Origin of the sequence: Caulobacter sp. CCH9-E1 (assembly GCF_001556515.1) — a bacterium.
Classification (GTDB): Bacteria; Pseudomonadota; Alphaproteobacteria; order Caulobacterales; family Caulobacteraceae; genus Caulobacter.
Window position 1 is genome coordinate 1 of the sequence record NZ_LSJA01000268.1, and the last position, 5,245, is coordinate 5,245.

Consider the following 5,245-nt stretch of genomic DNA (forward strand, 5'->3'; position numbering starts at 1 on the left):
AGGCGCCTTTGCCGGCGATCTGCTCGCCGGCGCGCACGCCCGAGAGGATCTCGACCTGGCCGCCGCCACGGCGACCGACCCGGACCGGGCGCGGCTCGAAGCCGTTCTTGGTGCGCACGAAGACGACCTCGGCGCCATTGACGGTCTGGACGGCCTCGTCTGGTGCGGAGATGCGGCCGCTGACGCTGGCGGCGGCGCCGCGCGGGGTGATGCGCGCGCGCAGCGCCTGGCCGGGGGTCAGCATCGGGGCTTCGCCACTGACGGCCAGTACGGCGGTAGCCGAACGGTTCTCGGCGTCCAGCGCCGGGGTGATGCTGCGCACGGTGGCGTTCACCGAACCGCTTGCGGTCTCGACCACGGCCGCGTCGCCGGGCTTGACGCGCTGGGCGTCGGCGACCGGGAGCGCGGCCTGGATCTCGATGCGGCCCGGATCGGCGACCCGGAAGAGTTCGGAGCCGGCGGCGACATAGGCGCCGAGGGTGGCGGTGGCGGCGGTGATCCGGCCCGAAATCGGGCTGGTCACGGCCAGGGTGCGGCCATTGCCGCTGACGCCAGCGGCGGCGCTGGCGCCGCTCGCGCGCCGCAGCTCGGACTCGGCGATGGCGGCCTCGCGCTGGGCGGCTTCCAGGTCCTGGCGAGCGGTGATCTTGGCCTCGAACAGGCGCTGCTCACGGACCAGGGCCTGGCGGGCGGCGGCGGCCTTGGCGGCCGCGGCGCTCCGGTCGGCGCTGATGGCGGCGGCGTCGCGGCTCTCGATGGCGGCGATCACCTCGCCGGCGGCGACGGGGTCGCCCAGGCGCTTGTTGATACGAACGATGGCCCCGTCGGCGCGAGCCGCCAGGATCGCCGCGCCATTGGGCGTGGCCACCACCGTGGCCTGGGCCGGAACGGCCGCATCGAGCCCGCCGCCGGCCAGGGTCACCAGCTGGATGCCGTCGGCGGCGATGCGCTCGGCGGTCATCGCGACATGGGGCTTTTCGCCGGCGTGATCTTCCTTGGCCTCGGCGGCCGGGGCGTCCTTGGCGGGCGAGGACAGCATGGTCTTGCCGATCAGCACGCCGGCGCCGGCGGCCAGGACGGCGCTGACCGCCACGGCCGTCAGCAGGGTCTTTCTATCGTTGGACTTCATGGTGAGCTTTCCTATTGCGCGGCGGCGCGTTCGAGCGCGGCCAGCGCCTTGGCGCGTTCGAGGCGCGCGGCGATGAGTTCGGTGCGGGCGGTCGTCAGGGCGCCTTGCGCGTCGAGGACTTCGAGCAGCGAGAACTTCCCCGCCTCGAAGCCACCGCGCGCCAGATCGACGGCGGTTTGGGCCTGCGGGACGATCTTGCTGTCGAGCACTTCCAGCCGGGCATTGGCCGCGCGCAGCGAGGCTTCGCCGTCACGCACCGCCCGGACCGAGCGAGCCAGCGCCAGGCGCTCACGCGCCTCGGCGGCGGTCGCGTCGGCGCGAGCGGCCGCGACCGTGCCCTGGTTGCGATTGGAGATCGGGATCGGGGCCGTGAAGCCGACGATCATCGCCGAGTCCCCGGTCTGCTCGAACCGCCGCACGCCGGCCTGAACCGTCAGGTCCGGGCGGCCGGCGGCGCGCTCGCGATCGATGACGGCGCGGGCCGTTTCGAGGTCCGCGCGCGCCTGGCGCACGTCCAGGGTCTCGCTGGGATCGATCGTGGTCTGGGGGGGCGCGGCCGGGTCCTGACCGCGCACAAGCTCGATCGTCTCGCCCGCGTCGCCCCAGAGGGTGACGAGCGCGCGCCGGGCGGCCAGCGCCTCGGCTTCGGCGGCGATCACCGCAGCGGCCGCTTCGCGGCTGGCGGCTTCGGCGCGCAAGGCCCGCAGCGGCGGCTCGCGTCCGGCCTCGACCAGGGTGCCGGCGACCTTGGACAGCCCCTCGGCGCGGGCGGCGGTTTCACGCGCCAGGACCAGGCGATCCTGGGCGGCCAACGCCTCCGCGTAACGGACCCGAACTTCCTGGGTCAGGTCGGCCTTGGCGATGGTGAAGCCGATACGGGCGGCATCGACTTCGGCATTGGCGGCGGCGGCGCGGGTGCGGCGCTTGCCGCCCAGCTCCAGGCGCTGGCTAATCGTGGCGGTGGTTTCGGCGGCGCCGAACCGGCCATAGGGGCCCGAGCCGGCGAAGTTCTCCGATTGGAGGCCGGCTTCGGGGTTGGGCATCAGGCCAGCCTGGCGCGCGCGGCCTTCCGCCGCCTTCACCGAAGCTTCGGCGGCCGTGACAAGCGGTGACTGGGTCTGGGCGCGCGAAATGGCGGCGTCCAGGGTGAGCGGCTCGGCAGCGGCGCGCGAGAACGCGCCGACACCGGCGAGCGCCAGAACCGCGCCGAGAACGGCAGCGGGCCGGGCATAACGGGAATGCATGGGAGGTCCCTGTGTGAGAACTGACGATGGCGATTACGCGCGCGAAGGCGCGGCCAGGGTCAGGCTCGAGGGGGCTCGTTGGGGCCGTCAGGCATGCGCGAGGGCGGCATGTTGAGGGCCGAGGCGACCAACCGGATACGGTCGGCGGACACGACGTGCTGCGCCCCAACGACCGGGTTCATCAGCTGAGGCACATGGTGGCAGTGACCGCCCGGTTCGCCGCCTTTGGCGTCCGAGGCGTCCGCCGCGTCCTGGTCGTCGATCTGGGTGAAGCTCGCGGCTTCAGCCGCGGCGCCATGCTCGGCGGTCACCGACGTCTCCGGCGGACAGACGTCCAACCGGAACGACGGCGCGGCGACGGCGAGCACCAGCAGGCACGCGAAAAGCGCTCCCGTCCAAGTCTTCAGCCATGTCGGCACGTCGAACATAAAAGGGCCTATAGCGTCCGTGTTGCGTCGAGGAAATACGTTACAAGATACACTTGGCGTGGCGCATCAGCGCAGCCGCAAGGGTCAGATCCGGGTCCGCGGACGTGACCGGGTCACTGCACGCAAAGGCGTGCTGGTGGTGATATATTTCGCGAGAGCTTCCAGCCGGAAGTTGTAGATTCTAACCAACTTTTCGTGCTCAGCCTTAAACTTGAACTGCAAGGCCGCCAAACCGGTGATCTCGTTGGTGTGGCGAAGCAAGGTGCCGCGCGCACTCGGTTCGAGCCGGAAGTATTCGTACGATCGCGCGAAGAACGGCCCCGACTGGAACGCGACTTCCTCGGCCGGCGCCATGCCGATCACCTTGGCCCTGAACCGCAGCCGCTTCTCCGGGTTCGAACCGATGCGGATATAGACCCTAGCGCCCTGCACCGGCACGCCTTCGATCTCCCAGTGCGGGTGCCAGCGCGGATAGGCGCCAAACTCCGTCAAGGTTCGCCAGACCTTGGTCGGGGGCGCGGCGATATCGATCTCTGATTCTATGATCATGGGCGGCCTTTCGTCGCCTTGTCGCCCGCGCCCGATGGGGCCACGACGGGCTCCGGGCACGGGCGGTTCGTGGAAAGCAAGCAGACACGGAACAGCTCGCCGTCTATCGGCGGACTGGCCGTGGGCAAGTCGAAGAACGTGCAGTGGCGCTCGCGCCCGCGCAGATCCCAAAGGACCTTCGACGCGGTGCTCAGGATGTGGCCGTCGCGATCGAGGCGATCGGCTCGCACGAAGCGCGGCGCGGGACCGGCGGTGCGTCGGCAGACCGCGCCGTGGAAGCGCACGCCCTGGCCCTCGGCGACGGCGCGGACCGAGTCCAGCACAAAGCCGCGCGGGGTCGAAAGCGCGATCGGCTTGTCGATGGTGTCGGCCAGGGCCGAGCCGGCGATCGATGCGCCAATCATGGCCAGACCAAGCGCCATGGCCGGGACGGATCGATGCCCGATCATGGCCGATGCCCCATGCCGATCACCGCCACGGCGATGGTTGCGGCGAGAAACACCATCGCGGCCACCAGGGCGAATAGGGCGCGGCGGGCCGAACGGCGGGCCCAGGCCGCGGCCTCGTCGTGGGATTCAGGGACGCTCATGCCCGGCGCTCCTTGTAAGCCAGGAGGCGCAGGGCGTTGGCCACGACCAGCAGGGTCGAGCCTTCGTGGAAGATCACCGCCTCGCCGATCTTCAAGCCAAACAAGGTCGCCGGGATCAGCACCGCGACCATGCCCAGGCTGACCCAGAGATTTTGGCGGATGATGCCGCTCGTCTTTCGGCTGAGCCCCACCGCGAACGGCAGATGGTTCAGGTCATCGGCCATCAAGGCGACATCGGCGGTCTCCAGGGCCACGTCCGAGCCAGCCGCGCCCATGGCGATGCCGACCGTGGCATTGGCCATGGCCGGGGCGTCGTTGACGCCGTCGCCGACCATCGCGGCCTTGCCGAACTGCTCGCGCAGGGCCTTGATCGTGGCGACCTTGTCCTCCGGCATCAGACCGCCACGGGCCTCATCGAGACCCAGATCACGGGCAATGGCGTCGGAGACCGACTGGTTGTCGCCTGACAGCATGATCATCCGGGTGATCCCGAGGGATCGCAGGCGCTTAATGACGTCGCGCGCCGCCGGACGGGCCGTGTCCATCAGGCCGAGCACGCCAAGATATCGGTCGCCATGGCGCACCATGACGACGGTGCGGCCATTGGCTTCCAGTTTCTGGGCCTCGCTCCACACATCTTCCGGCGGTCGCGGCCCCTCGGCTTCGAACAGGCCTGGCTTGCCGATCACGGCGGACTTGCCGTCCACCTGCGCCTGGATCCCCTGCCCTGTCAGGCTCTTGATGCTGGTGGCTTCCCGGCGGGCCTGGCCGTTCAGCTTGGCCTCGCCGTCGCGCACGACGGCGGCGGCCAGCGGGTGGTCGCTGAGCGCCTCGACCGCCACGGCGATGGCCAGCAGTTCGTCTTCCTCGACGCCTTGGGCCGGGACGATATCGGTCAGCTTGGGCTTGCCTTCGGTCAGGGTGCCGGTCTTGTCGAAAGCCAGGGCCGTCAGGGTGCCCAGGTTCTCCAGCGGACCGCCGCCCTTGACCAGGACGCCGCCGCGGCCGGCCCGGGCCACGCCGCTCAGCACCGCACTGGGCACCGAAATGGCGAGAGCACAGGGGCTGGCGGCCACCAGCACGGCCATGGCGCGGTAGAAGCTGCGGCTGAAGGGCTCATCGAGCACCAGGAAGGCCAGCATCAGGGTCGCGACCAGGACCAGCACGGCCGGAACAAAGACCTTCTCGAACCGGTCGGTGAAGCGCTGGGTGGGCGAGCGCTGGGCCTCGGCCTCGGCGACCATGCGCACCACGCGGGCCAGGGTGCTCTCGCCGGCCTTGCGGGCCACGCGGATGTCGAGCGCGC

The 5,245-nt window shown here is 70.7% G+C and carries 7 protein-coding genes; all 7 read right to left on the reverse strand.

Annotated elements, in window-relative coordinates; translation table 11 throughout:
* A partial coding sequence (locus AX690_RS15145; RefSeq protein WP_066730479.1) for an efflux RND transporter periplasmic adaptor subunit occupies positions 1 to 1,129 on the reverse strand: 1,129 nt, incomplete at its 3' end.
* An 11-nt stretch (positions 1,130 to 1,140) separates the two neighbouring features.
* Entirely contained in the window at positions 1,141 to 2,373 is a 1,233-nt protein-coding gene (locus AX690_RS15150; RefSeq protein ID WP_066730480.1) for a TolC family protein, read from the reverse strand.
* Positions 2,374 to 2,432: 59 nt separating this feature from the next.
* Positions 2,433 to 2,801 (reverse strand): hypothetical protein, encoded by a 369-nt coding sequence (locus AX690_RS15155; RefSeq protein ID WP_066682844.1) that lies wholly within the window; start codon positions 2,799 to 2,801, stop codon positions 2,433 to 2,435.
* Positions 2,802 to 2,885: 84 nt separating this feature from the next.
* Positions 2,886 to 3,350: an SRPBCC family protein gene (locus AX690_RS15160; protein WP_066682845.1), complete on the reverse strand. Its 465-nt coding sequence runs from the start codon at positions 3,348 to 3,350 to the stop codon at positions 2,886 to 2,888.
* Positions 3,347 to 3,799 carry a hypothetical protein gene (locus AX690_RS15165; protein WP_127846984.1) on the reverse strand — a complete coding sequence of 151 codons (453 nt, stop codon included), beginning with the start codon at positions 3,797 to 3,799 and terminating at the stop codon, positions 3,347 to 3,349. The genes AX690_RS15160 and AX690_RS15165 overlap by 4 nt, the downstream gene beginning before the upstream one ends.
* Positions 3,796 to 3,939 carry a hypothetical protein gene (locus AX690_RS22985; protein WP_156449688.1) on the reverse strand — a complete coding sequence of 48 codons (144 nt, stop codon included), beginning with the start codon at positions 3,937 to 3,939 and terminating at the stop codon, positions 3,796 to 3,798. Before AX690_RS22985 ends, AX690_RS15165 begins: the two co-directional genes overlap by 4 nt.
* Positions 3,936 to 5,245, reverse strand: a 1,310-nt coding sequence (locus AX690_RS15170) for a heavy metal translocating P-type ATPase (RefSeq protein ID WP_156449689.1), incomplete at its 5' end; no start/stop codon positions are given. The genes AX690_RS22985 and AX690_RS15170, both read right to left, overlap by 4 nt.

What these genes read in the sequence shown, in the direction of transcription:
- AX690_RS15150 (WP_066730480.1), bottom strand. Translation starts at nt 2,373, where the DNA reads ATGCATTCCCGTTATGCCCGGCCCGCTGCCGTTCTCGGCGCGGTTCTG.
- AX690_RS15155 (WP_066682844.1), bottom strand. Translation starts at nt 2,801, where the DNA reads ATGTTCGACGTGCCGACATGGCTGAAGACTTGGACGGGAGCGCTTTTC.
- AX690_RS15160 (WP_066682845.1), bottom strand. Translation starts at nt 3,350, where the DNA reads ATGATCATAGAATCAGAGATCGATATCGCCGCGCCCCCGACCAAGGTC.
- AX690_RS15165 (WP_127846984.1), bottom strand. Translation starts at nt 3,799, where the DNA reads ATGATCGGGCATCGATCCGTCCCGGCCATGGCGCTTGGTCTGGCCATG.
- AX690_RS22985 (WP_156449688.1), bottom strand. Translation starts at nt 3,939, where the DNA reads ATGAGCGTCCCTGAATCCCACGACGAGGCCGCGGCCTGGGCCCGCCGT.